The sequence below is a fragment of the Emticicia aquatica genome, assembly GCF_923079645.1.
Lineage (GTDB): Bacteria > Bacteroidota > Bacteroidia > Cytophagales > Spirosomataceae > Emticicia > Emticicia aquatica.
Genome location: NZ_CAKLPY010000002.1, coordinates 1,026,910 through 1,052,209, shown reverse-complemented (window position 1 = coordinate 1,052,209; position 25,300 = coordinate 1,026,910). Strand labels below are relative to the sequence as shown.

Here is a 25,300-nt window from a genome sequence, read left to right as displayed (position 1 = left end):
AAATAATTAATTTTAACGGTGAAGTCGATGAAAATGACTTCACCGTTTTTTTTTCAATAAATCAACAAAACCATCATGCAAACGCTAAAGCTATCTATCCAAGACCATATTGCTCATGTAATTATTAATCGCCCAGAAAAAGCTAATGCTTTGAATCAAACCGCTTGGGATGAAATCACGGAGGTTTTTGAGTATCTTGATGAAAATCCCGAAGTGCGGGTAGTGGTGCTTGAAGGGGGTGAAAGTAAACATTTTTGTGCAGGAATTGATTTAAGTTTGTTGATGTCGGTTTCACAGTCAAATATTGTTTGTGAGGCACGCCGCCGTGAGCGAGTACGAAAAGATGTTTTTCGTTTACAAGCTCCCATTAATGCGATTGAAAATTGTTCAAAACCCGTTTTAGCAGCCATTCATGGTGGTTGTATCGGTGGCGGAATCGACTTGGTTTGTGGCTGCGATATGCGTTATTGTACAGATGATGCTTATTTTACTATCAAAGAAATTGATATGGGAATGGTGGCCGATTTAGGCACTTTGCAGCGTTTACCGAAATTGATTGGAGATGGATTAGTACGAGAAATGGCATATACTGGACGAAACGTAGAAGGTAAAGAAGCCGAAAAAATCGGAATTGTCAACCGTTCGTTTTCAAATAAAGTAATGATGATGGAAGAAGTGATGAAAATTGCAGCTACGATTGCTTCAAAATCGCCATTGTCGATTCGTGGAACAAAACATATTTTGCTCCATACCCGTGACCATTCTGTTGCTGATGGACTCAATTATATGGCGACATGGAATGCGGCCATGCTGCTATCAAACGACCTTCAAGAAGCCTTTGCCGCCAAAACGCAAAAACGTGAGGCTAACTTTGAACCATAGATAAGTGTAGATACGAGAAGCGAGGTTTACGATATTAGAAAAATAAATATTTCTCCGTAATAGACTTCTCTTGTCTCGATTCTTAAATCTTTATTTCAAAAAATGTGGTTTTTCAATTGGAAAGGGCGTAATTTTGCACCCGAATTTGAGCAGTTTTACTCAATTCTTCAATTTAATTATCAATTTTACAAAAAAGTATCATGTCTGCATTAAATTTAGTCGCTGACAGAATCAATGCGTTGGAAGAATCTGCCACGCTTGGTATGTCGAAAAAGTCACGTGAATTAGCGGCACAGGGACACAAAGTAATCAATCTCTCAGTTGGAGAACCAGATTTCAAAACCCCAAAACACATTTGCGATGCTGCAAAAGCAGCAATTGACGCTGGTTTTCACCACTACACGCCAGTAGCGGGTATTCCTGAACTACGAAAGGCTATTGCAGACAAACTTAAACGTGAGAATAATATAGATTGGAAACCAGAAAACATTGTGGTTTCGACGGGAGCAAAACATTCTTTGGCAAATGTTATTTCGTGTTTGATTAATCCAGGCGATGAAGTTGCTATTTTGTCTCCTTATTGGGTGAGTTATTCAGAAATGGTAAAATTGGCCGAAGGAAAATCAGTAATTGTTGAAGGAAAATTTGAAAATGATTTCAAAGTAAAACCTGAGCAATTAGAAGCCGCAATTACTGAACGCACAAAAATCGTGATGTATGCTTCGCCAAATAATCCAACTGGTTCGATTTACAGCGAAGCAGAATTGAGAGCATTGGCAGCTGTTATCGAAAAACACGAAAATGTGTTTGTTTTAGCCGATGAAATCTATGAATATATCAACTTTACTGACGAAGGACATTTCAGCATGGGTTCAATTCCGAGCATGAAAGACCGAGTAATTACAGTAAATGGTTTTGCGAAAGGTTTTGCCATGACTGGCTGGCGTTTGGGTTACATAGCCGCTGCAAAATGGATTGCTGATGCCGTAGAAAAATTACAAGGACAAGTAACTTCGGGTACAAACTCAATCGCTCAACGTGCTGCGGTTGTAGCTTGGGAAGATACTTCGGCTGCTGAAATGATGAAAATGGCGTATTTACGTCGTCGTAATTTGGTAGTTGGTTTATTAAGAGAAATTCCAGGTTTCAAAGTAAATATGCCTGATGGTGCGTTTTATGCGTTCCCAGATGTGAGTTATTACTTCGGAAAATCTGATGGAAACATAACTATCAAAGATGCCGACCAATTGTGTATGTGGTTGTTAGAAACAGCTCATGTAGCACTTGTGGGTGGTGGCTCATTCGGAGCTCCAAACTGTTTACGTCTTTCAACTGCCGCTTCTGATGAGGCTCTTACAGAAGCAGTTGCAAGAGTAAAAGCAGCTTTGGCTAATTTGAAGTAATATTTTTGCAAAAAAAGACGGCATCGCTTCAAGTGATGCCGTCTTTTTTTACGCTCTCCAATCCCAAACAACCACACGCCAAACTTCGTTGAGTGTTGCATCATGAAAATCTTTCACAGGAATGAATCCTACTCGTGCGTGTGCTTTCAGCGAGCGTGTATTATTGGTTGAAATATCGGTTACGCACAATTCAAATTTTGCTGATAATTCTTCACGAAGTTTCAGATACATTCCATCAAAAAAGCCCATGCTTCGATAGCCTTCACCTACGCAAACTTGCCCCATAACTACGTAATTAAAGTCTTTTAGTGTTTGTTCGTCGTAGTCGATTTCGTCAATTGAGTCGAATAATGTTTTTAATTCTGGTACATCGTTGCGGAATTGTGGCAACATCGCCAAGCAATAGGCCACTACTGTATCGCCATCTTTTACGATAACACTTGGTTGAGCATCGTTCATGGCTTTGAGTACCGAAAATTGATGCTCGACTGTCACAAACCCTTGACTTTGGATTTGTTCGGGCGTAAGATTTTTCTTGAGATTCTTTTGTTGTAAAGCCAAAATTCCTCTCACATCATCGTCATTTTTGACAGTCGTAATAATAGGTTTAATTGTTGATTTTTGCATAATAAAGTTTGAAAGCCGCAATTACGTAAATTTAATTATCTTTGAAAAAAATATTTAAACTACGCATTTATTCTTCTATTCATGAACTTCAAAAAACTTTTTTCTGCATTATTTGGTAGCCTGTTATTTTTACCCCAAATCGGCAAATCTCAATCAAAAAATGAGCAATATTTAATCATTGGTACTTATACACGTCCTGACACAAAGAATCCGAGTGAAGGGATTTATGTCTATAAATTTAATACCAATACTGGCGAATTTAGTGCTGTTAGTAAGGCGACTGGCATCAAAAATCCATCGTTTTTGACAGTTTCTCCCGACCAAAAATTTGTTTATGCTGTTACCGAAACAAGCGAAGGCTCGGTTACGGCTTATAGTTTTGATAAAAAATCAGGAAATTTGACCAAACTCAATACCCAATCATCAGGCGGAGCAGATCCTTGCCACATCAGCATCGACAAAACTGGAAAATGGGTTTTGGTAGGAAATTATTCGGGAGGAAATTTGTCGATTTTACCAGTTGAAACCGATGGCTCACTTGGAAAAGCTATGCAAACCATTAATCACGAAGGTAAAGGCCCGAATGCTGGTCGTCAAGAAAAACCACATGTTCATTCGGTAAATATTGCCCCTAATAACACCGATGTCTTTGTGCCAGACTTGGGCATTGATAAAATCATTACTTATAGTTTAGATGCAAAAAGTGGCAAACTTGTAGAAGGAAATCCTGTTTTTACGAAAGTAGCCGATGGTTCGGGACCACGCCATTTTACGGTTCATCCAAACGGTAAATTTGCTTATGTGATTCAAGAATTGAGTAGCACCGTTACAGCTTTCAATTATACTTCAGGAAAATTAACGCCTTTTCAAACAATTACCACGCTTGCCAAAGATTTTAAAGATAAAAACAAGAGTTTTTGTGCCGATATTCATATCTCATCCGATGGAAAGTTTCTGTATGGCTCAAACCGTTTTGTAGATGCAGGTAATAAAAATGGCGTTTTTGCTCCTACAAACACGATTGACACAATAGTTATGTATAGCATTGACCAAAAAACTGGAAAACTGACCTACATCGGCAACGAACCAGTTTTAGGAAAAATACCTCGTAATTTTATAATTACGCCCAACGGAAAATTTGTTTTGGTAGCCAACCAAGAAACAGATAATATCACGATTTTTAAAAGAGATACCAAAACAGGAAAATTATCGCCAACAGGCAAGCAAATAGAAGTTCCTGTGCCTGTTTGTTTGAAAATGATAGAGGTGGAATAGCTGTAGCATATCCAAATCTAAATTTCATAAAAAATTTATACATTTGAAAAAAAAATGGAGCAGATACCATCAAAACGGGAGCAATCGAAAATCCTTAAGAGTAGAAACCCCTAAACCTTATAAACATGGAAATACACATCAATTGGCTCGCAATTCTTGTAGCTGTAGTTGCAAATTTTTTTCTAGGCTTTCTTTGGTACACACCCCTTTTTGGGAAAACTTGGGGAAAGGAAATGAAAATGGACATGACTCAAAAACCAGACCCCTCCGTAATGTTAAAAGGAATGGCTTTTATGGTGATTGGAAATTTTTTCTTAGCATGGGTATTGGCTCATAACATTGCCGCATGGCAATATGTGCCCGAAATGACCCAAATGGGTAAAGTTTCAAATATATTAAGTACTGCTTTCTTCACATGGTTGGGTTTTTATGTGCCTTATCATCTTGGTGCAATTGTTTGGGAAAACCGTTCTTGGAAATTATTTTTTATCAATGTAGGTTATGCCTTAGTTTCATTGTTACTGGTCTCTGCAATCTTGATTTATATGAACTAAGTTTTCTTCGTTCCCTCAGAGTCTCCAGCATATAGGAGACTCTGAGAGTAAGACAATCTTACAAAAACAAACTCAAACTCGCTCCAAACTGCCAATTTCTTGGTGCAGCGGTGTTGAAATAGCGATTTCCTACGGCGTTGATGTCATTTCCGAGGCTATAAACTTCGTTGAGCAGATTATCGCCTGCGGTATAAATATTCAAGCCAATTCGCTCGAAATTTTTACGATAACCTATTCTGGCATTCAATAATTTATAAGAATTGGCATAAGCCGTGTTGGCATCATTCAACGGAATTCGGTCAGTGAAATTGAGCGTTGAGTTGAGATAAAAACCCATTTTTGTTTGTAAATCTACGCCCGAAACCCAGACTTGGCGTGGCACGCCCGTGAGTGCATTGCCAGATAAATCGGTTTTGAGTTGAAGATAATTTTTAAAGCTATAATCATTGAAAGTATAACTTGTAAAAACTCGTAGTTCTTGAATAAACTCTTTATCTACATTCTTGATAATCAAGCCATTTAGCAATAATTCAAGTCCGTTTTGAAGCGTGCTTCCTGCATTCGTAAAAATTTCTCTTCCTGCATTGTCGGTACGGCGAACGATGGTATTTTTTAGGCGAAATGTATAGGCTGTAATATCAAAATTGATTCGTTTTTTCAGCAGATTTCCACGAGTACCAATTTCGTAGTTGATACCTTTTTCGGGAGAGAGCGATGGTACAAACGTGCTATTTTGATAACCGCTGATGTATTCCGTAACAGTTGGTGGAGAAAATCCACTGCTTACACTCGCAAAAACAGAGATTTTATCTTGTATTTTCTTCAAAAGAGCAATTCTTGGCAAAAATGCCGCAGGCAATAATTCGGAAATTGGCTTAATTTTCGGAGCGTCAGACAAGCGAGTAAAATCATATTTGAAACGATTATAACTGCCGCCAATTGTCAGGATAAAGTTTTGCGGTAAGTCGGTTTCGAGCTGACCAAACAAGAAATAATTCCACGCCGCTACGTTATCGTTGGTTTGTAAAGTATCAATTACGCCCGCTTTATTGCCAAAATTACGAATCACCCAAGCCGATTTTTGTAGTTCACCGCCCATAGTTAAGCGATTTTTCAAATTCCCGACATCAAACGAATAATTCATTCGACTTCTTCCGCCAAAAGTTTGTTCGTTGCGGATTTCATAATTCGTAATAAATGGATTTCGAAGTTCAGAAACTGTTCCATAAATACTCGTTACGTTTGTCCAGTGAGCATTCAAACGGTATTCTTGCGAAACGCCAATATTGAATAATTTTTGATAAATTCCTGCTTTTTGTTGAATCGAGCTTGGCAAAGTTGCCGTTGCTTGACGAGCTAAACTTGGATCTTTTTCAAACTGAGCTTGATTTAATCCACCAGGCGTTTGGTAATGAATATCTGAATATAAAGTGCTGATATTTAACGTTTTACTTGGCGAAACAAAATAACTCGAACGCCAACTTAGCACATCACGCACAGCAGCACTATTTTGTCGATAACCATCGGTTTGGGCGTGAGCATAACTCAATACCGAATTGATTTTTTCGGAAGCCACATTCCATGAAACGTTTCTGTTTTGTAAGCCATAACTTCCATAAGCCACTGAAGTATTGACATAATTTGTGCGACTTTTACGGGTATTATTTCCATCAGCTTTTGCTGCTCCGAGTAGCACAACGCCGCCAGTTCCTGCTCCATAAACACTTCCTGCGGGGCCTTTGATTACTTCGATATTGCCGATTGTATTCATATCAAGCGAGTTCAGAAAAGTATTTCCGTTACCATCTGTCAGCGGAATATCATTCCAATAAACTTTTACATTACGAACTCCAAAAGGCGAACGCAGCGAACTGCCACGAATGGCCAAACGGTAACTCCCAGGAGAGCGTTCTTCCATGCGTACACCTGGCAAAGTATTGAAAACTGGCACGAGTGAAGTGTTTTCAAAACGTTGTATGTCTTTGATAGTAAGCATATTAACCGATGCAGCGGTTTCGCTCAACTTGCGTTCAGTTTCAAAACCTCGTACAACTACTTCGTTGAGTTGTTTGGTAGAATCTGCTTCTTGTGAGAAACAATTTAGAGCGATAAAAGTAAGAATAATGATATTTGAAAGATAGATTTTAAGCATTGGATTTTAAGAAAATTGTAATTATTCATTAATTGAAAAAGCACCAGTATCGTATAAAGAAATAAGATTGAGGTGCAAACTATCGGCTTGGTGTTTGAGGTTTTCTACAACATAACGCTTGTTCGAATCATCGACAATGATTAAACCCGTTTGAAATTTGCTGAAAGCAGGACTTAGCTTCCGAATGGCGTTATTGGAAAGCAATACATAATCGGCGTTTCCTTGTAAATTTCCATTGAATTTTTGCTGTAACCACAAAATCCGTTTTCCTTCAAAATCTAGAAACGTAACACCTTGTTTATTGGCGTATTGATTTAAACCCAAGAAGTTTTTATGAGCGATACCGAGTTTATCGTAATAGTTTTTGAGGTGAAAATTATAAATTTTCGAACTATTGAGCAGAGCGGTATCGGCCATGAAAGTAGCTGATTTCCCATCAATTATGCTAATACCCGATTTTTTAGGAATAAAATGAAATGTTAAGTTTTTTTGCTGACTTTGGAAATAATCTTTCGTGATATTAAAGCAAGCTAAAATGCTGATAATCAGAATATTTAATCGTAAATGTTTTATTTCTGAATGAAGAAAAAATAAAATAAATAGCCAAATAACAGCATAAATAAGCAACATTTCTGGAAGAGAAATAGAGAAGCCTTTTAAAGTAGCAAAAGGCAGTTTTTCGATAATAAAAATGCTTTTATTAAGCCAAACAAGCGAATATTTCAAGATAAAAGTAACAATATCGGATAAAATTGGAATCGGAGCGACCATCAATAAAAGCAAACCAGCAGGTAAAACGGCAAACGAGAAAAAAGCTACAAACGGATTGGCAATTAGAAAAAAAGTTGGAAACTGATGAAAATAATAAACACTCAATGGAAAAGTAATTAATTGTGCCGAAAAACAAACGGAAGAACCTTCCCAAAGATTTCTGATAATCGGATTATTGGGCGTAACCAATTGATTTAGGTAAGGATGCAAGAAAACAATGCCAATAATAGCTAAATACGACAACTGAAAACCCACATCGACCAACCAATATGGATTCCAACAAAGTAATAAAAGTGCCGAAATGGCGAGTGTGTTATAAATATTCTGTCGGCGGTCGATGGCCGTTCCGATTTGAATAAATGAAAACATTACTGTGGCTCGAAGTACCGTTGAAGAAAGTCCAGTGAAAATGGCATATCCCCACAAAATACTGATAATCAGTGTTGTAAAGATTTGTTTTCCGTATTTTCCTCGTTTTTTTATCCAACCAAAAATCCAACCGAGAAACAAAAACAAAATACCGACGTGCATTCCCGACACCGAAAGTACGTGAATCGCTCCAGAAGCTGAGTAGGCATCAAGTAAATCATTGTCGATGTCATCACGCAAGCCAATGACCATTGCACTCGCTACGCCATATTCATTGGGAGTTTGAATGCGAGCTTTAAAAACACTATCAGCATATTGATTTGCTTTGTACGAAAATTCCAAAATTTTAGATGGAGCATCGTGACCAATTTTGAAAAACTCTTTTCCCCACAAAAAATGATGAGCGTAAATTGCTTTATATTGAAGGAAACGACGATAATCGAATTCTTCGGGATTTTTGGGAGCTTCTACTTCACGAGGCATATTTTTTACTAAAAAAATATCTCCATAATTTGGTCTTTCAGAAGCTTCTCGATTGAAATAAAGTAAGGTCTTACCAGTAGCCTTTTGCCATTTTCCATCAATTTTGATGGCATTTATTTCAGCTTCTACTTTGTAAGTTTTTGGTTTTATCTCAGCATTTGAAACAATAGTTGCTTGATAATGAGTGAATTGTGGAAGATTTGTAAAATGATTAGGCTGATTGATAACTGTTTTTTGAAAAGTAAGCGTCCAACCAGCCAAGAAAATAACCAACATTAAAACTGTTCCACGCAAAAGTGGTTTTCTAAAAAAAATAGAAATACCGAAAATAATTAATAAAACGCCAATCAAGTAATAGATATTTGTCAAGGAAAACTGAAAACTGCCCGACGGAACGCCGCCCGACTGTGTTTGTAAATACGCAGTTATGCCCAAAATAAAAAAAAGCAAATATCGAATTACTGGAAAAGCGTTGAATTTCATGGTAGAATTAGTTGTTTTTCAATAAAATGGGTCGAATAATTTTTGTCCATTCTGCATAACCTTTGGCATTCATGTGCAGGCTGTCACCCACAAAATAATCACCATTGATGCTTCCATTTGAGCGATACATTACAGGACGAATATCGACATAAGTAAAGTTTTTGTGTTGCTTAATATAATCATTTATCATGGCATCGGCCTTTGCAACTTTTGCCCAATCGGCTTTTCTAGAAATAGATGGTTTCATCGAAATATAATAAACCTTGGTTTTGGGTAAACGGTTTTGAATCAAGGTTGCCAGTTCTCCAAAATTATCAAAAACTTGCTCAGGCGTTCTTTGTGGTTTTCCAATGAAAAGGTCGTTTTCGCAATAAAGAACTAACGTTTTTGGTTTATACGGCACAATCATTCGTTCGGCATAATAAGTCATTTCGGGAAATGTGGCCGCACCAAAACCATGATTAATAACTGAAATTGGAGCGAAATCTTCTTTCAAAGTTTTCCAAAGTCTAATACTCGAACTACCATAGAAAAGCGTTTGACCTTGTAATTTATCCAAACCGATTGCAGCATCGTTTTTTTCGTAATTAACAATTTCGTTTTCAAGACGATTGACTTTATAATCGGCTTCGTATTTGTCAGCAATTGGCTTGTAAGTCAACGTTCGTTGGCAAGCAAAAACAATAAATAAAAGAGCGATAGATAGGAATAAATGTTTTTTTGTCATGGTTAGATAGGTTGAATGTTAATTTATCAAAAATAATAAAAACTCCTTAGAGTTTGGCTAGATTAGATGAGACAACTTTTTAAATTGACTAATTGTTGAATTTTCCATAAATCTCGTAAATCTTTTTAATCAAGCCTAAAAAGCTTAGATTTGTGTTTAAAATTGAGACATAATGAACGAAAATATCGACAAACTTTATAAAATTGCTCAGAAAGAAGAACGGCTGATTATCGGTTTGATGTCGGGAACATCAATGGACGGACTTGATGTGGCGTTGTGTAAATTTGTTGGCAGCGGAGGCGAAACTGAAGTAAGTATTTTAGCGTTTGAAACGGTTGGATTTGCAGAAGAAATAAAAGATGAAATAAGAAAAGTTTTTGCTAAATCAACGATTGATTTTCAGCAATTATGCTTGCTAAATCCATGGATTGGTAATCTTCATGCTGAAATTATTAATGATTGTTTAAAGAAATGGGATATTTCACCCGAAAAAATTGACCTCATCGCTAGTCATGGCCAAACGGTTTTTCATGCACCGAAAATCCTTCATGGACTAGAAAAATTTCCAAATGCAACGCTTCAAATTGGCGATGGCGACCATATTGCTGTAAAAACCAAAATTATTACGTTATCAGATTTTCGTCAAAAACATTGTGCCGCAGGAGGCGAAGGAGCTCCGTTGGCAGTTTATGGCGATTATTTGATTTTCTCAAAACGTGGAGAAAATCGAATTTTACTCAACATGGGAGGAATTGCCAATTTTACCTATTTAGCAGGAAATCTTGATGCAAATGAAGTTTTTGCAACCGACACTGGCACAGGAAATACGCTAATTGACGCTTACGTAAAGAAACACTTTGGCTTGGCTTACGATGAAGATGCTAAAATTGCGAGTCAAGGAAATGTTAATAAAGATTTATTAAAAGCTTTGAAAGATAATGAGTTTTTTAGTAAAAAATTGCCAAAAACAACTGGTCCAGAATTGTTTAATCTTGAATATTTAAAATCTGCTCAAGAAAAAAGCCATACCGAAGAGCTTTCGCACGAAGATGTTTTGGCGACTTTATGCAGATTTTCAGCCGAAACCATTGCGGATACAATCAAGGTTTTCAAATCAGATGTAGCATATACCATTTATGGGAGTGGCGGAGGCGTTCATAATCCGTTGATTATGCGTAGCTTGCGAGCGTTATTGCCTAATTGCTCTTTCATGAAAACGGATGATTTAGGAATATCGGGTGATGCCAAAGAAGCGGTTTTGTTTGCTACTTTAGCCAACGAAGCTGTGGCAGGTGGGCGAACAAATTTTGGTACAAGAAAAGGCGTGCCGAATGTTAGTATGGGCAAAGTTTCGTTTCCTGCGTGATTTTAACACATTTGTTTATAATTTTTTAAGAAAAATATCAGTTTATATCAATACGATTATACTGAACAATTTTATTCATAATAAAATGAAGACTAAACACCACATTACCTTTTTAATCTTATTTATAAGTGTTATTTCGATGAATGCTATTGCCCAAATTGCAATCACGCATCCGCTTGAACGAATGATTTTCCAAAGGAATAATTCAAATCAGGCAAATATCAATATTGCAGGAAATTACTATTCAGCTATTGATAGGGTTGAAGCAAGAGTTGTGGCATTGCAAGGCGGTACATCAACGGGTTGGACGGTTATTCAAACGAATCCAAGTAATGGCTATTTTTCGGGAACACTTTTAGTAGCAGGTGGATGGTATCGCTTGGAAGTAAATGCCTACAACGAGAATATACTAATTGATACAAAAACTGTTCAAAAAGTAGGTGTTGGAGAAGTTTTTGCCATTGCTGGGCAGTCGAACGCACAAGGTGGAGCAGGAGTAAGTACGCCTGCAACCGATGACCGAGTAAATTCAATAAATTATAGTGATAACTTAACTGATTATAATAGACTACCGATTGGATTTTCAAAAATGGTTGGAGATTCGGGTAAAATAGGACCATTTCATTACGTTCCATGGGCTTGGGGAAAATTGGGTGATTTACTAGCTGCCAGATTGGATGTTCCGATTCTGTTTTACGGTGCAGGTCATGGTGGTACTTCGAGCAATGATTGGAGTAAATCGTCACAAGGTTTGCCGTATGATGGAGAAAGTTGGAAACGCCAAGATTTGGGAGCTCCATATCGTGCTTTAGAAAATAGTGTCGCATATTATGGTAGTTTAACGGGGCTTCGAGGTGTAATTTGGCATCAAGGAGAAAGCGATGCGAGTACGTTTTTTCTGCCATATTACGAAAACATTAAAAACGTTATTAGTAAAACCCGTGAAAATGCCGAACATAGTACCCTAGCGTGGATAGTTGCGAGAGCGTCAAGAAATCCTGACCCTCATGATGGCCCAATTTTTGGTCAAAATACCTTGATTTCGGGCTTTAATAACGACCCAAATTATCCTGCTGTGCCTAATGTTTTTGCAGGGCCAAATACTGATAATATCAATGGTTCTACGTATCGCACTGATGGCATTCATTTTGACACTTATGCAGGACAAATAGAGTTTGCTAATGCTTGGGATGCTAGCCTAGACAATACGTTTTTTACCAATTCAACACCAATGATGGCTTCGCCGCTGTTAGCAATTTCATTGACTTGCAACCCCGCAAATCCAGCAAGTCCAATTTCTCTGAATGCCCCAGCGGGTTATCAAAAATATGCTTGGTCGAACCGACAAAATACAGTGTCAGAATCAATAGGATTTAACTATAATGGTTGTTGTCAATTTACAAATATTCCTCCAGTAGGTTATGAAAATCTCAATTGGCGAACCTTAGATAGTGTGGCTACACTATCTGCATCTTCGGCAAGATTTGCTGCTAATGTGCGGAAAACATCTAAGAAAGTTCTTTTTAGTCCAATCATTGATTTGACAACTTTTACCTTGCCAACCACACCTACTTTTGTGGCTTCGGCAGCACAAGTTCGCCCAAATGAGAGCGTTACTTTGTCTGGTTCAAACTGCAATGGTAGCTATTTATGGTCAACGAGTGCGAGTAGTAATCCACTAACTTTTGTTCCAGTTTCAACGGCTTCTTATACTGTACAATGCAAAACGTTACACTGTATAAGTTCAGTGTCTTCGGCTCAAACGATTACTGTTTCATCTTGTTTTCCAAGTGCGTTATCGTTGAGTGGCTCAGTTAATAGTGCCGAATCGCCTTATGAAAGTAAGCAGTCAATTCAAAGTAATCAGAAAGTACAATTAAGTGGAAAAATTGACTATAATGCCAAAACTAAAGTTGAGCTTTTACCAGGCTTTGAAGCCAATGCAGGAGCAGTTTTTAAAGCTTTTATATTGGGTTGTGATTGAGTTTTAAAGGAGAAGAAATACACAAAAAAAGGCTTATCTTTTGCGAGATAAGCCTTTTTTTGTAAGAGATTCATTTATGCCGAATTTCGACTGGCATTAATATTTCCAAACAACGAACGAGTTACCATTTTTTCGTAAACTAATCGAAGTTTTTCATCTGTTGTTTCTTCAATTTTTTGTAAAGCATATTGCTGAATCGTCAGCAAAGGCAATACAATATGTTCGCGATAATCAATAGAAAGTTTTCCAAGTTCTTCGGATTCCATCAAAACTTTTTGTCCTGAAACGATGAGCATATTTTTTACAGTCAAAAGATATTCATCATACAAAATTTTCCAGAAATCACCGTATTCTGGGTCGTTTTTCATGTAATTTGTTAAAGGAAAGTAAGTTTTGGTCAAAGCCATCATGCTATTTTCCATCAAAGTTTTGAAATACAATGAGCTTTCGTAAAGTGATTTCAAATCTTCTAATCTTCCTTCTTCTATTACCTTTTCTAAAGCTGAACCAAAACCAAAATATCCAGGAACATTTTGCTTTAATTGACTCCAAGAGCCTACAAAAGGAATGGCTCTTAAATCAGATAACATTAATTTTTTGCCCGAACTTCTTTTACTCGGACGGCTACCAATGTTAGTCAAACCATAATATTTAAGCGGACTTTTATTTTCGAGGTAAGAAACAAATAAAGGATGTTCTTTCAGTTCAAAATATTTTTTTACTCCTTCTTCTGCCAACTCATCAATCAGGTTTCGCTCTTTTTTATCAATAATTGATTTATCATCATGAAAAACATCATTGATAATTCCCGCTGATAATAATTGTTCAAAATTATACATCGCTTGTGAGCGAGAGCCGTACATTGACGTAATCGTTTGCCCTTGAATAGTAATCTGAATTTCGTTATTGGCAATTGTTGGCCCTTGAGATGCATAGAATTGATGCGTTTTTCCGCCACCACGAGCTGGAGGACCACCACGACCATCAAAAAACATTACTTCTACTTGGTTTTTCTTCGATACACGTGATAATTTTTCTTTCGCTTGATAAATCTCCCAGTTTGCTTTTACATAACCACCATCTTTTGTACCATCCGAGAAACCGAGCATAATTGTTTGCTGATTTTTGCGGTGAGCCAAATGTTTTTTGTAGTAGGGCAATTGATAAAGACTCGACATCGTTGCTTGAGCAGAATCAAGTCCTTCGATTGTCTCGAACAAAGGCATTACATCAACATTGATTTCGCTGGCATCATAGCCACAGAATCTGAACAATGCCAAAACTTCCAAGACTGAAAAAATAGAAGTTGAATTACTAATAATGTAGCGATGACAAGCTTTTTGCCCATTCATTGCTTGTATTTCTTGAATCACTCGAACTGTTTTGAAAGTATCTTTAGTTAAAGCATCTTCAAAATCATCTTCGTTGATTGTCAAATCTTTTTCAGTCAAGAAATGCAGCTTTTCGGCGTTACTCCATTCGCTATAAGGTTTGCTCGAAATGCTGTATTTTTGATTGATTTGCTCCATCACATTTTCATGGATGCTGCTATCTTGACGAATATCCAAACTTGCAAAGTGCAAGCCAAATAATTTTACTTGTTGAATAAATTTATCTAAAACGTCTAAAAATACGCCTTTATGTTTCGTAATAAGTAATTGGCGAACTTCATCCAAAGAAGTCAATAACTCATCTAGTGTTAAATCGTTTTTCAGACCGTTCATATTGGTATAAATACGATTACTGATTTGTGTCAATAATGGCATAATACCTTTAAAAGTTAAACGGCGACAAATAACTTTGAAATCGTTGTAATAACATTTCAAAATACTTGTACGGAGTTCAATCGAAACTTTTTTAGAAATTTCGGCTGTCACAAAAGGATTTCCATCACGGTCGCCACCTGGCCAAAAACCTAATTCTAATACAGGATTAAAACCTTGTTGATTATCTTGGAAATAGTTATTCAGTTTTTCATGAATTTCGCCAATCACTTGATAATACACGTGTCGAAGATAAAAGATGATACTTTGAGCTTCTTCGAGCGGGGTTGGTTTTTGGTCGTTAATGAAAGGAGTTTTGCCTAATTGTTGAAGCAATGAATCAATGCCATTGATGTCATTTTTGGGAATAAGCTGCTCTAAATCCTGAATAATACGAAGTACGCTGTTAGGATAAAATTGCGTTGGATGTGCCGTAAAAACGATACGAACCTTAAAATTTTTGAGTTTTTCTTGAACTTCGGCGAGTTTATTTTGTTGTTGAGCCAAATCAAGCGTACTTTGCAGCGTACCTTTTCCGTTGAGTGGTGTTAGTTTTTCAAAAGCCGAATCTTCGATACTATCAAACAAAACTACTTGACGCTCAATGTATGTAATGAAGCGAAACAACAAGTCAATTTTCTCTTTTTCTTCTTTGATACTGGTATATTGATTAAAAAAAGAATCAATGATTGTTTTTGGGTCTTTTCCTTGCTCAAAACCACTTTCCGATAAGTCATGTAAAAAAGGCATCAACTGACCAATTTTAGTCATTTTATCATAAGGAAGCCTTGAAAAAAGCGTATTAAATACAAGGTATTTATTATGAACCTCTTGTGTAAAAACCGATTCGATAGAATTTTTTGGCATTATTTTGCAAGTATTAAGGTTTTGTTGAGCAAAATACGCAAAAACATACTGCATTTTGATGCTTTAGCCGAATAAAGTTTGGATTTTCTTGGAAAAGTTAAAATTATTCAAAACAAAAAACAAAAAAACAGTTCATCCAAAATTATGAAAACCATTATGCTTATCAAGATGTTTGATTTGTGTAATTTTTAGCAAAGTTTTAATGCTATTTTTGTAGATTAGTTTTCAAGAAAATAGCCTTTTTCAAAAGCCTCAATGAAATATCCAATTTATATGGATTACAACGCTACAACGCCTCTCGATAAAAAGGTGTTGGAAAACATGTTGCCATATTTGACCGAACATTTTGGTAATGCTGCTAGTCGTTCGCACGTATATGGCTGGAAAGCCGCCGAAGCTGTTGATATTGGGCGTCAGCAAATAGCTGATTTATTAGGAACATCGCCAAAAGAGATTGTATTTACGAGTGGAGCAACCGAATCTGTAAATTTGGCAATTAAAGGCGTTTTTGAAGCTTTTGGTCACAAAGGCAAACACATAATTACAGTTAAAACCGAACATAAAGCTGTTTTAGATACTTGCCAACATATTGAAAAATTAGGTGCAGAAATTACTTATTTAGGGGTTGATTCAAAAGGAAATATTTCGTTAGAACAATTGGAAAATGCTATTCGGAAAGACACAATTCTGATTTCGGTTATGGTTGCAAATAACGAAATCGGCGTAATTTATCCTTTCAAAGAAATAACTAAAATAGCCTATCGTCACAATGTTTTATTTCATACTGACGCCACGCAAGCCGTTGGAAAAATACCAATTAATGTTGTTGAAGATGAAATTGATTTATTGAGTTTTTCGGGACATAAAATTTACGGCCCTAAGGGAGTTGGTGCATTATATGTGCGAAAAAAACTTAATATTACTGCCCAACAAGATGGCGGAAAACACGAACGAGGTATGCGGTCTGGTACCTTAAACGTGGCTGGAATTGTTGGTTTAGGCGAAGCTGCCGAAATCTGTCGAAATACAATGCTTCAAGAAGCAATTCGTTTAGCTGTTTTAAGAAATAATTTAGAACGAGGCATTTTAGAAAAAGTACCAAATACGCAAATAAATGGAAGTTTGGATAATCGTTTACCAAACACAACGAATATAAGTTTTGGTAAAATTGACGGAGAACAATTGCTGATGAATTTGAATGAAATAGCTGTTTCCAATGGTTCGGCGTGTAATTCGGCTTCTACCGAACCAAGTTATGTTTTGAAAGCAATGGGTTTGGATGATGAATCGGCTTATAGTTCGGTCAGATTTAGTATCGGGAGAATGACAAAAGAAGAAGATATAGAAATCGCTGTTAATCATGTAGCGACGGTGATTGATAGAATGAGATAATTGTTAATGAACAAAAAAATGCCTTTTTTTAGAATATACATGAAAGAAATTAAGCAAATAACTGAAGCCTATCAAAACATAGATTTTAGCCAAACTCGTGCTGCATTGGCAACGGTTGTACGCGTGGAAGGCTCTTCGTATCGACGTACAGGTGCGAGAATGTTAGTCTTAGAATCAGGCGAATGGATTGGTGGTATTAGTGGCGGTTGTTTGGAAGGAGATGCCTTAAAAAAAGCCAGATTGGCAATGTCACAAAATAAAGCAACGCTTATTACTTACGATACAACAGATGATGACCCTTATCAAATTGGCGTTGGACTAGGTTGCAATGGCATCATTGATGTTCTGATTACTCCACTTGACCCTAAAAATGCCAATAATGCGGTTAGACAACTTCAAAATTGTATTGACCAACGAACACCAAATTTGGTGGTAACGGTGACAAATTTAACCAAAGAACAATCAAATATAAGTTTAGGCGATGTTTTTAGGTACGATAACGAAAAACATTTTGATGAAATTTTTCCACTTAATTCATTAAAATCAAATATTCTTTCTGAAATCATAACAGCTCTAGCTTCCACTAAATCTGTAGCCAAAGAATATGTTTTGGAGGATGGAACGAAAATAAACTTATTCTTGGAAGTGATTCCACCAGCAATTCAATTGTATGTTTTTGGAAGTAATTATGACGTTTATCCGATGGTAAAAGTTGCGAAGGAATTAGGCTGGCGAGTAGTTTGTATTTGTAATCCCACAAAAATGCACGCGTCACTTTTTGAACTAGCCGATGCGGTTGTTCCGAAAGATTATGAGCCAACGATTGATGCTTTTACGGCTGCAATTTCGATGTGCCATGATTACGAATCAGATTACCGAAACCTACAACTATTGCTAAAAACTAATATTTCATATATTGGACTTTTAGGCCCTAAAAAGCGAACAATCAAAATGTACGACCGAATGGCAGAGGAAAACATTGTTTTAACAAACGAGCAAGAAAACCGCATTTATAGTCCTGTTGGCTTAGATATTGGTGCCGCAACGCCTGAAGAAATTGCATTGTCCGTTTGTGCTGAAATCAGAGCGGCATTTTCGGGTAGGGAAGGAAGCCGTTTGCGACTAAGGGAGAAACCGATTTATGAGAATTAGTTTTTTTCTTAGTGAAAATTAGTATTTTTGCGATGAAAATACTTTTGCCTAACCCTACTTAAAAAAATGACCTCTAATTTTGTAACATTTTACCTAATTATTGTATTAATTACGAGTCCTTTTTTTCAGTTTCTTCCAATAAATCACGATTCATTGAAGTGGGATGATTTGCTATTAGCAAAAATGCTCAATCAAGCACCGATTGTTTTTTTGCTTGGATATTTGATTTCTCAAGTTAAAAAAAGCAAGAAAAAAGACATTTACTCACTATTAATAGCATTTTTGCTGACTTGTATCGCCACGGAAGCGTATCATTTCTTTATTCATCCTGACAACCTTTTTATTGTGATTGTCTTAAATAACATTGCATCGTATATAATACTTAGTGCAGTTTTTTTTAAGAAAATTAATGCAATAAAAAAAGTTGAAAGAAAGATTGTTTTCTATGCAATCGGAGTTTCGATAATAGTACTAATAGGATTTAGTTTTTCTTTTTTTGAAATTTATAAAACCTATTTTTCGGACAGACTTCAAGTGTTTGTGGTACTTGCAAGTTTTATTTTTGTGGCCATAATAATAGCTTTTCTCTGTGTTTTGGTTGATAATCCATTTAAACGGACTTGGTATGAAACCATTATTGGTGTGTTATGTCTGCTAATTGTTGATATTTATACTTATTCGTGTTTTTTTGTCTTTAATATCCAACCTAAATTGCTTTATACTTATGGGAAAGTGATTTTTTCAGTTGGAATTCTTTTAATTGTTGATGGCGTTTTGAGAAAAAATCTCAAAAATAAAAGTGTAGAAAACACTGTTTTTGAAGGTTGATGGGTAGAATTTTCTAGTCTTTTACACATCGAAAACCTACCGTAGCATTTCGTTCAAAACCTTCCGAAACCCTTAATAAATGTTGTCGATGCGTCAATTTTTGTGGTCCGCCTTGTACATACCACCAACTAGAAGTTGGTTTGAAGTATGACCCACCTTTGAGCATAATATATTTATATGAACCGTTTTGATAAACATCATTAGTCATTTGCCAAACACTGCCTACCAAATCATTTATTTTTAGTTCATTTGCTCCATTCGGATATTTTCCCACAACCTTTATTTTGCCATCACCAGCATTGGTTTTTGTCGAATCAAAAGCCATTCCCCACGGATAATCACGGGCATCAGGATATTGAGCAGCGTATTGCCATTCTTGTTCTGTTGGTAGTCGTTTTCCTTGCCACGAACAATAACGTTGAGCATCTTCATAACTCACATAAATTACAGGAAAATTAGTCAAACTATCAGGCATTTTTTTGCCTTGCCAATGTTTCAAGAAATTCGTTTCATCCTCAGGTTTATATTTTGATTTTACCAAAAATGCTTGAAAATTGGCGTTAGTAACTAAGTTTTGATCGATTGAAAAACTTTTCATGCTTTTTTCAATGCTACTTTTTTCATCAGGATAAAATACAAAATCATCGCCACGTGTAAAATTGAACTTAAATTTTCCAGAAGGAACTTTTATCATGCTTTTATTATCAAAAACAGCCGTAGTATTTATTTTTATTTTGCTTACTAATCGTGGTGTTCCAGCTTTTATTTCAAAAATTCTTTCATCAATAAGTTGTTGATTATCAAATAATTGCACAATAAATTTTCCTTCATATTGCTCAAAATAATCCATCAGTTTTATTGAAAAGCGTTGCTTGTTTTTGAAAGATTTATACGCTTTTTCATAACTTGGCAACCCCGCCCAAATTCTAATTTCAGTGCCTTGTTTTGCCTCAATTTTCAAAGAATCTTCATAGATATTTAAGTTAATATCAAGCAATTTTGGAAATTTTCCGATGCAATCAACTTCGCCTTCGTTGTTTGTGCCAAGCCAAGATTGATTAAAAGCATCCGTTTCTGCTTCAATATAAAACCTGCCGTCATTTTGCTTGCTTGGAATCAAATCTTTATGATGCCAGAGGTCAACGTAATGATAGTTTTTCGTGGAATCAACTTCAAATAAAAGTCCTTTGAAACCTTCAGGAATAACACTAAAAATGGTGTAAATAGCACTTTTTCCTGCCTCTATTTTCCATTCGTTTACATATATTTTATCTTTTAAAGTCGAGATTAATGGAACGTAGTTTTTTGAATGAAAAAATGCCGAATTTTCTCTCAAAATCCTCGAAGTTTTCCCTAAATATCGGTATTGTTCATCAAGCCATTCGAGAGGTTTGCCATTTCTGAAAATATTTAATTCAGTGCCATAACCATTAAAAAAAGCTGTTGCAAATTCTCTTTTTATTGGCTCGAGATATAATTCAGCGACTCTAAAAATAGCAAAATCAGGACGAATAAATTTATTCAAATTCAACATCGGCGGATAGTATAAAGCATTATGAACCCGTCCCGAAATAATACCTGACATATTTTTCGGCACGGCCATTCCTTCCGAATACATTATTACTCCTTTTCGTACGCCATCGGCAGCCATCTGCAAGTCTCGGCTCGACTCTCCTTTTGTGTCAAGTACGACACCATCTGCTGAAATCTCTTTTACCAATTCTGCCATTCCATCTAGGTGCCCTTTTTCGCCCTCTTTGGCTGAGTTTTTATAACTTGTGCTTTCGTCCCAAGGATTATAACAAATAAAAAACTTGGTATCTTGTTTGCGTGAATATTCTGCCATTTCTCGCAATTTTGGCAAACCACCAGGTAAATCACGAAACAAATCCCATTGATTACGTTGGTCAAGACCTAAAGTTGGCCAAGTTGGCCAAATACCCACGACATCGTTTCCGCCGTATAGTTTTTCTCCATTTTTCAAGAAATTTTTGTACGCATTGTAGCCATCTTGGGGCGTATAAAACCATTTATCCCAAGCCATAATCAAGTGCATAACATAAGTATCTTGAATCCATTTTAAATCTTGTCGTTGGTAAAGCGACTCATCGAATTTTTCTACATCGTACAAATATTTTTCTTGAAAAATCTTTCGTAAACCATCTTGCCAAGTACCTTCGTAAAAATCGGCATAAAACTCATATACAACCGTTCCTTGCGGAGCAACAATGGTTTCAAAACGCTTGCGAGTGGCTTTCTCCCAACTTTTCCGACGAGTGATGGCACAGACCTTTTTGCCATTTTCGAGTTCAATTCCAGCATAACCCAATTCCCACGCATTATCAGGTACAATTACGTTTACAGGAGCTTTGTTAGGCTGAAAAATATGGGTACGTGAAAGCCAATGGTCACCCAAGCCAGTCATATAAACATGTTTGTCGGAAGTGCCAAATGGCACCACATTCCTGAGATTTAGCGTATCCTTTGAAGTATTTTTGAAGACGATTTGAACTTTAAAAGCATTGTTGAAATAACCGTTTTCGGTATAAGTAATGTCCAATTTTGATGTCCAATCTTTGGATAAAGTTGTGGTTATTTGCTTATCAATTTCAAATGAAAGTAATGGTAGCGAATAAGTAGGCTTGCTGCTAGAAATGCTTTTTATCTCAAAATTATTAATTTCTAACTTGAGTTGTTGAGCTTGTAAAGCCAACGCAAAGAAACACAGAAATAAAGTTTTTTTCATAGTTTGTTGATTAGTACACGAATGAAGTGAATTTTGAGAATTTTTGCCAAATAATTCGTGAAAAATCTGGTAATTTGTTGTTCAGAATAAAATATTTTATGATAACTGTCGAAGAAGCCGAACGAATAATTTTAGAAAACACCATTAATATTCCTACCGAAAAAGTATCAATTGACATAGCTTTGGGAAGAGTATTAGCAGAAGATTTATGTGCAGACCGAGATTTTCCGCCTTTTAATCGGGTAACAATGGATGGTATAGCGATTCAATTTGCTCAACTCAAAGCAGGGAAAACTATTTTTGAGATTGAAACGACTGCCGCTGCTGGAAATCCACAAAAGACCTTAAATAGCCCTCAAAATTGTGTAGAAGTAATGACAGGAGCGATGATTCCACTTAATACCGATATGGTGATTCGCTATGAAGATTTACTTATTTCGGGCAAAAAAGCACAAATCATAGCTGATTTCTCAGAGTTTAAAGAAGGTCAAAATATTCATCTACAAGGGTCAGACAGAAGAACTGGCGAGGTAATTGTTTCAAAAGGTCGAAAAATTTCTTCGGCTGAAATAGGTGTTGCAGCCACAATTGGCAAACATGAAATATTGGTTCAGAAAAAACTCCGTGCCGTAGTTATTTCGACTGGCGAAGAAATTGTGCCGATTAAAGAAAAACCGTTGCCTCATCAAATCCGAACGTCGAATAGCTATGCTTTGCAGGCATCACTTAAAAATTGGGGGCTTGAAACCGAAAATATTTTGTTGCCTGATAATCAGGATATTATTGAACAAAAAATTACGGAATTCACAGAAACTTTCGATGTGTTAATTTTGAGTGGTGGAGTTTCGGCAGGAAAGTTTGATTTTGTGCCACAAGCACTTGAAAATCAAGGTGTAAAAAAACTCTTTCACAAGGTTTCGCAGCGTCCAGGAAAACCATTTTGGTTTGGTAAAACTCGTAACGGAACGCTCGTTTTTGCTTTGCCAGGTAATCCCGTTTCGACGTTTATGTGCTTGAATCGCTTTTTTAAAAAGTGGATAGATGCTTCACAAGGCATTGATAATCAGCAATTAATGGCCGAATTAGCCCAAGACTTTTCATTTAAACCTGAACTAACATTTTTTTTGCAAGTAAAGCTTTCTTATACACAAACGGGCAAAATTTTGGCTACACCAGTAGAAGGGCATGGCTCGGGAGATTTAGCTAATTTGGTAGAAGCCGACGCATTCTTGGAATTACCTTTAGGAAACGATTTGTTTAAAAAAGGTGAAGTTTTTAAAGCTTTTGTTTATCGGTAGCAAATGAAATTTTGAGAATGTAGCCACTTGTTCTACATTCTCAAAATCGAATGATAATTATGGATATAGCAAATAATTTTTTCTCAATGTTTTGTAATTGCTTAGCCCTGGCTCCCAACTTTTACGGATTTCAGCTTCTGAAGCACCGTCAATAATTTGTTGTTTGAATTGCTCAGTTCCTGCCAATTTATTTATGTCGCCCATTTGCTTGCTTTGAGTTTTATCAAAAAACTTATCTTTGAATGGATAAGCTTTGTATAATTCCATCATCCATGAAAGATTGATTTGTTTCTTTTTCCTAAGAATATTGGCATCGTATTTTCTCAAATCAAGCCCAAAACAATCTTCATTTTGGTGTAAAGGTGTTTCGCTCATGCCTTGAATGCTCACAGGTTTGAAGCTAAAGTCATATTTCCCTTTTAAAGCGGGAGCTCCTAAAACCGTAAATGGAATATAAGTACCTCGACCTTGACTCAAAATTGTTCCTTCAAACAAACAAACACTCGGATAAAGCAAAATGGATTGTTGCGTGTTTAGGTTTGGAGAAGGAAAAACTGGTAAATCATAAGCCATTTCGTGGCTATAATTGGCAATTTTAATGACACGAATCTTACATTGGAGTTTGTTTGGAATCCATCCTTCGCCATTAATCATTTGTGCAAATTCACCGATTGTAAGTCCATGAGCAATAGGAATCGGGAACATCCCAATACCTGAATATAATTCTTTTTGTAAAATTGGACCATCAACCAAATATCCATTTGGGTTTGGTCTATCCAAAATAATTAATTCTTTATTAAATTCGGCACAAGACTCCATCACATGAGCGAGCGTATTTATGTAGGTATAAAATCTCGCTCCCACATCTTGAATATCAAAAATCATTACATCAACATCTGCCAAATGTTCTTTGGTTGGGCGTTTGATTTTGCCATAAAGCGAAATTATCGGAATACCAGTTTTTGCATCAATTTCGTTATTTACTTTTGCTCCATTACTGGCATTTCCACGAAAACCGTGTTCTGGCCCAAAGACCTTCACAATGTTTACGCCTAAACTCAATAAACTATCAACACTGGCTTTTTTACCGATAATTGAAGTTTGATTGACCAACATTGCTACTCTTTTTCCTTTCAACAAGGGTAAATACTCCGAAATTTGGTCTGCACCTGTAATTATTTGAGTTTTTGAATTCGTAGAAATGTTATATTTATTGGCTACTTGTTTTTTAGTACAGGCAAATAAAACTACCATTCCTAGTTGTAGGGCAATTAAGAGATTTAAAAAAGGGCTTTTCATAAAGTTTATCAATGTGTTGATGTTTATTGGACTGCTTTAATTTGTTTCAAAATCGTTTTTGTAATTGTTTTTCGGCATTGACCGAAATTTGGGTTAGATTCTGTACGTTTTTTTGTGATTCGAGTGGCAAAGAAATAGGTATTTTTTTTATTTTCTACATATCCAACCCACCAACCAGAATCAATACCTCCGTCACGTGTCCAACCAGTTTTAGCTCTGATTATGTAATCGTTGGTTTTCTCAGTAATCATTATTTTTTTCAATATTTTGTAATTTTGCTTAGAAAAAGGGAGTTTTTCTTCATAAATATCTTTTAATAAGTTAACTTGATTTTGTGGCGAAATTCCAAAACGCCCAAAATTCCAAAAGTCAGTACCTTTTTCAGATAAGTCAACGTTACCGTAATGGCAAGCTTTTAAATATTTTGTATAATTTTTTCTACCTATTTTTTTTGCCAATTCAATAAATACCCATCCAGCCGATACTTCAAATGCCTCTTTTACGGTCATATCTCGGTATATTTCGGGGCGAAATCCATAAAGTGTTGTGTCCGTTTTTCCGACCCATTTTACAACTTCGTTTTCATCTTTGATAACTTTCGTTTCTAAGGCAATCAATAAATTGATGATTTTAAATGTGGAAGCGGGTAAACTAAGCTTTTGGGCATCTAATGAGTCAGAATATATCCATTTTTGATGCTTATAATCATAAATGGTTGTACTACCTTTGACGCCACATTCCTGAAAAAACTGCTTTAAATTACCCTGCCCGCAAACCTTTGTCGAAACACAAAATAAGCCAATTATCAACACTAAAGAGTGGCGTTTCATTTCAGATAAATGTTCTTTATTATTTTAAATCTCAACCAAAACTAACATT

At 36.2% G+C, this 25,300-nt stretch carries 18 protein-coding genes; 10 read left to right on the top strand and 8 right to left on the bottom strand.

Annotation, left to right across the window (positions count from 1 at the left end; translation table 11 throughout):
• Window positions 1-75 precede the first annotated feature (75 nt).
• Window positions 76-882: a crotonase/enoyl-CoA hydratase family protein gene (locus tag MJQ71_RS14105; RefSeq protein WP_238807271.1), complete on the top strand. Its 807-nt coding sequence runs from the start codon at window positions 76-78 to the stop codon at window positions 880-882.
• A gap of 200 nt (window positions 883-1,082) precedes the next feature.
• Entirely contained in the window at window positions 1,083-2,285 is a 1,203-nt protein-coding gene (locus MJQ71_RS14100) for a pyridoxal phosphate-dependent aminotransferase (RefSeq protein ID WP_238807270.1), read from the top strand.
• 48 nt (window positions 2,286-2,333) lie between these two features.
• Here the strand turns inward: MJQ71_RS14100 and MJQ71_RS14095 are convergent, their stop codons facing one another.
• The gene (locus tag MJQ71_RS14095) at window positions 2,334-2,912 is read right to left on the bottom strand and encodes a GNAT family N-acetyltransferase (RefSeq protein WP_238807269.1); all 579 of its coding nucleotides are present in this window, start codon (window positions 2,910-2,912) and stop codon (window positions 2,334-2,336) included.
• Window positions 2,913-2,993: 81 nt separating this feature from the next.
• On the opposite strand from MJQ71_RS14095, the gene MJQ71_RS14090 reads away from it, so the two are divergent.
• Together MJQ71_RS14090 and MJQ71_RS14085 are read left to right on the top strand one after the other, a co-directional pair.
• Entirely contained in the window at window positions 2,994-4,187 is a 1,194-nt protein-coding gene (locus tag MJQ71_RS14090; RefSeq protein ID WP_238807268.1) for a lactonase family protein, read from the top strand.
• 125 nt (window positions 4,188-4,312) lie between these two features.
• Complete coding sequence (locus MJQ71_RS14085) at window positions 4,313-4,741, top strand: DUF1761 domain-containing protein (RefSeq protein WP_238807267.1); 429 nt, start codon at window positions 4,313-4,315, stop codon at window positions 4,739-4,741.
• Between the two features lie 58 nt (window positions 4,742-4,799).
• Here MJQ71_RS14085 and MJQ71_RS14080 read toward each other — a convergent pair whose 3' ends face one another.
• From MJQ71_RS14080 to MJQ71_RS14070, 3 genes are read right to left on the bottom strand one after another with little or no spacing between them, the layout of a single operon-like run.
• Window positions 4,800-6,893 (bottom strand): TonB-dependent receptor, encoded by a 2,094-nt coding sequence (locus tag MJQ71_RS14080; RefSeq protein ID WP_238807266.1) that lies wholly within the window; start codon window positions 6,891-6,893, stop codon window positions 4,800-4,802.
• Window positions 6,894-6,914: 21 nt separating this feature from the next.
• A complete protein-coding gene (locus tag MJQ71_RS14075; RefSeq protein WP_238807265.1) occupies window positions 6,915-8,999 on the bottom strand; it encodes a ComEC/Rec2 family competence protein in 2,085 nt (694 codons plus the stop codon).
• A 7-nt stretch (window positions 9,000-9,006) separates the two neighbouring features.
• The gene (locus MJQ71_RS14070; protein ID WP_238807264.1) at window positions 9,007-9,726 is read right to left on the bottom strand and encodes a GDSL-type esterase/lipase family protein; all 720 of its coding nucleotides are present in this window, start codon (window positions 9,724-9,726) and stop codon (window positions 9,007-9,009) included.
• A 172-nt stretch (window positions 9,727-9,898) separates the two neighbouring features.
• Here MJQ71_RS14070 and MJQ71_RS14065 point away from each other — a divergent pair, with 172 nt between their 5' ends.
• Both MJQ71_RS14065 and MJQ71_RS14060 read left to right on the top strand, forming a co-directional pair.
• Window positions 9,899-11,092 (top strand): anhydro-N-acetylmuramic acid kinase, encoded by a 1,194-nt coding sequence (locus MJQ71_RS14065; RefSeq protein ID WP_238807263.1) that lies wholly within the window; start codon window positions 9,899-9,901, stop codon window positions 11,090-11,092.
• 85 nt (window positions 11,093-11,177) lie between these two features.
• The gene (locus MJQ71_RS14060) at window positions 11,178-13,076 is read left to right on the top strand and encodes a 3-coathanger stack domain-containing protein (protein WP_238807262.1); all 1,899 of its coding nucleotides are present in this window, start codon (window positions 11,178-11,180) and stop codon (window positions 13,074-13,076) included.
• 74 nt (window positions 13,077-13,150) lie between these two features.
• Here the strand turns inward: MJQ71_RS14060 and MJQ71_RS14055 are convergent, their stop codons facing one another.
• Complete coding sequence (locus MJQ71_RS14055) at window positions 13,151-15,706, bottom strand: phosphoenolpyruvate carboxylase (RefSeq protein ID WP_238807261.1); 2,556 nt, start codon at window positions 15,704-15,706, stop codon at window positions 13,151-13,153.
• A gap of 255 nt (window positions 15,707-15,961) precedes the next feature.
• On the opposite strand from MJQ71_RS14055, the gene MJQ71_RS14050 reads away from it, so the two are divergent.
• From MJQ71_RS14050 to MJQ71_RS14040, 3 genes are all read left to right on the top strand, one after another.
• A complete protein-coding gene (locus MJQ71_RS14050) occupies window positions 15,962-17,098 on the top strand; it encodes an IscS subfamily cysteine desulfurase (RefSeq protein WP_238807260.1) in 1,137 nt (378 codons plus the stop codon).
• Between the two features lie 18 nt (window positions 17,099-17,116).
• Complete coding sequence (locus MJQ71_RS14045) at window positions 17,117-18,250, top strand: XdhC family protein (protein WP_238807259.1); 1,134 nt, start codon at window positions 17,117-17,119, stop codon at window positions 18,248-18,250.
• A gap of 66 nt (window positions 18,251-18,316) precedes the next feature.
• Window positions 18,317-19,078, top strand: a complete 762-nt coding sequence (locus tag MJQ71_RS14040; protein WP_238807258.1) for a hypothetical protein — start codon at window positions 18,317-18,319, stop codon at window positions 19,076-19,078.
• 13 nt (window positions 19,079-19,091) lie between these two features.
• On the opposite strand, the gene MJQ71_RS14035 is transcribed toward MJQ71_RS14040, so the two are convergent.
• On the bottom strand, window positions 19,092-21,824 hold the full coding sequence (locus tag MJQ71_RS14035) for a formylglycine-generating enzyme family protein (RefSeq protein WP_238807257.1): 2,733 nt from the start codon (window positions 21,822-21,824) through the stop codon (window positions 19,092-19,094).
• Window positions 21,825-21,922: 98 nt separating this feature from the next.
• Between MJQ71_RS14035 and MJQ71_RS14030 the strand changes: the two genes are divergently transcribed.
• Window positions 21,923-23,122, top strand: a complete 1,200-nt coding sequence (locus MJQ71_RS14030; protein ID WP_238807256.1) for a molybdopterin molybdotransferase MoeA — start codon at window positions 21,923-21,925, stop codon at window positions 23,120-23,122.
• Between the two features lie 57 nt (window positions 23,123-23,179).
• Here MJQ71_RS14030 and MJQ71_RS14025 read toward each other — a convergent pair whose 3' ends face one another.
• Both MJQ71_RS14025 and MJQ71_RS14020 read right to left on the bottom strand, forming a co-directional pair.
• Window positions 23,180-24,421, bottom strand: coding sequence for an exo-beta-N-acetylmuramidase NamZ family protein (locus MJQ71_RS14025; protein ID WP_238807255.1), 1,242 nt, complete (start codon window positions 24,419-24,421; stop codon window positions 23,180-23,182).
• 23 nt (window positions 24,422-24,444) lie between these two features.
• Window positions 24,445-25,251: a penicillin-binding transpeptidase domain-containing protein gene (locus MJQ71_RS14020; RefSeq protein WP_238807254.1), complete on the bottom strand. Its 807-nt coding sequence runs from the start codon at window positions 25,249-25,251 to the stop codon at window positions 24,445-24,447.
• Between the last annotated feature and the right edge of the window lie 49 nt (window positions 25,252-25,300).

Bases quoted from the DNA above. Each gene is read 5' to 3' on its own strand.
- MJQ71_RS14075 (WP_238807265.1), bottom strand. From the start codon at position 8,999: ATGAAATTCAACGCTTTTCCAGTAATTCGATATTTGCTTTTTTTTATT.
- MJQ71_RS14035 (WP_238807257.1), bottom strand. From the start codon at position 21,824: ATGAAAAAAACTTTATTTCTGTGTTTCTTTGCGTTGGCTTTACAAGCT.
- MJQ71_RS14060 (WP_238807262.1), top strand. From the start codon at position 11,178: ATGAAGACTAAACACCACATTACCTTTTTAATCTTATTTATAAGTGTT.
- MJQ71_RS14030 (WP_238807256.1), top strand. From the start codon at position 21,923: ATGATAACTGTCGAAGAAGCCGAACGAATAATTTTAGAAAACACCATT.
- MJQ71_RS14065 (WP_238807263.1), top strand. From the start codon at position 9,899: ATGAACGAAAATATCGACAAACTTTATAAAATTGCTCAGAAAGAAGAA.
- MJQ71_RS14020 (WP_238807254.1), bottom strand. From the start codon at position 25,251: ATGAAACGCCACTCTTTAGTGTTGATAATTGGCTTATTTTGTGTTTCG.
- MJQ71_RS14050 (WP_238807260.1), top strand. From the start codon at position 15,962: ATGAAATATCCAATTTATATGGATTACAACGCTACAACGCCTCTCGAT.
- MJQ71_RS14080 (WP_238807266.1), bottom strand. From the start codon at position 6,893: ATGCTTAAAATCTATCTTTCAAATATCATTATTCTTACTTTTATCGCT.
- MJQ71_RS14100 (WP_238807270.1), top strand. From the start codon at position 1,083: ATGTCTGCATTAAATTTAGTCGCTGACAGAATCAATGCGTTGGAAGAA.
- MJQ71_RS14055 (WP_238807261.1), bottom strand. From the start codon at position 15,706: ATGCCAAAAAATTCTATCGAATCGGTTTTTACACAAGAGGTTCATAAT.
- MJQ71_RS14040 (WP_238807258.1), top strand. From the start codon at position 18,317: ATGACCTCTAATTTTGTAACATTTTACCTAATTATTGTATTAATTACG.
- MJQ71_RS14070 (WP_238807264.1), bottom strand. From the start codon at position 9,726: ATGACAAAAAAACATTTATTCCTATCTATCGCTCTTTTATTTATTGTT.
- MJQ71_RS14095 (WP_238807269.1), bottom strand. From the start codon at position 2,912: ATGCAAAAATCAACAATTAAACCTATTATTACGACTGTCAAAAATGAC.
- MJQ71_RS14085 (WP_238807267.1), top strand. From the start codon at position 4,313: ATGGAAATACACATCAATTGGCTCGCAATTCTTGTAGCTGTAGTTGCA.
- MJQ71_RS14025 (WP_238807255.1), bottom strand. From the start codon at position 24,421: ATGAAAAGCCCTTTTTTAAATCTCTTAATTGCCCTACAACTAGGAATG.
- MJQ71_RS14105 (WP_238807271.1), top strand. From the start codon at position 76: ATGCAAACGCTAAAGCTATCTATCCAAGACCATATTGCTCATGTAATT.
- MJQ71_RS14045 (WP_238807259.1), top strand. From the start codon at position 17,117: ATGCCTTTTTTTAGAATATACATGAAAGAAATTAAGCAAATAACTGAA.
- MJQ71_RS14090 (WP_238807268.1), top strand. From the start codon at position 2,994: ATGAACTTCAAAAAACTTTTTTCTGCATTATTTGGTAGCCTGTTATTT.